The 568-nt window shown below is 46.0% G+C and carries 1 protein-coding gene; it reads left to right on the top strand.

Annotated elements, in window-relative coordinates:
• Positions 1-114 precede the first annotated feature (114 nt).
• Positions 115-568: pilin (locus J7438_RS27120; protein WP_209279117.1), on the top strand; the 454-nt coding region annotated here is incomplete at its 3' end.

Here is a 568-nt window from a genome sequence, read left to right as displayed (position 1 = left end):
GAATACACACTGAGAAAGGACGATGTACCCAGGGTAGGGTGGTTAAAAGACGCATGTCTTGTAAGAAGTTGCATGCTAAAAAAACTATAAATGATGTTCCCGGGGGACAGAAAAATGAAAAAACAACAGGGTTTTACGCTGATTGAATTGATGATCGTTGTGGCGATCATTGGTATTTTGGCGGCTGTGGCTATTCCGCAGTATCAGAACTATGTCGCACGTAGCCAAATGTCAAGCGCATTGTCAACAGTGACGGCTGTAAAGGTTGAAGTCGAAGATATGCTGTTAAGAGGAACTAGGCCAAGTATTACAGCTCCAATTCCTGCTGTAATAGCTGCGGATGGTACAGTCACAACTCCTCCTGTTGCTGGTACTACAAATATGACTGTAGATGGAAGTGAGAGCTCTGTAGGTACATACCTTGCGACTTTTCAGGCATCTGGAGCAGGCACTCTAGTATTCACAATGGCGAATGCTGCTACAGCACTTAATGGAGCTACAATAACCTTGACTCGTGATAACCAAGGGGGGTGGACATGTGCCACAGCTGCGGGCACTGCTGCTGGTT

This window comes from Thalassotalea sp. G20_0 (assembly GCF_017744175.1).
Classification (GTDB): Bacteria; Pseudomonadota; Gammaproteobacteria; order Pseudomonadales; family Endozoicomonadaceae; genus Endozoicomonas.
This window is presented reverse-complemented; position numbering and strand designations above follow the sequence as displayed.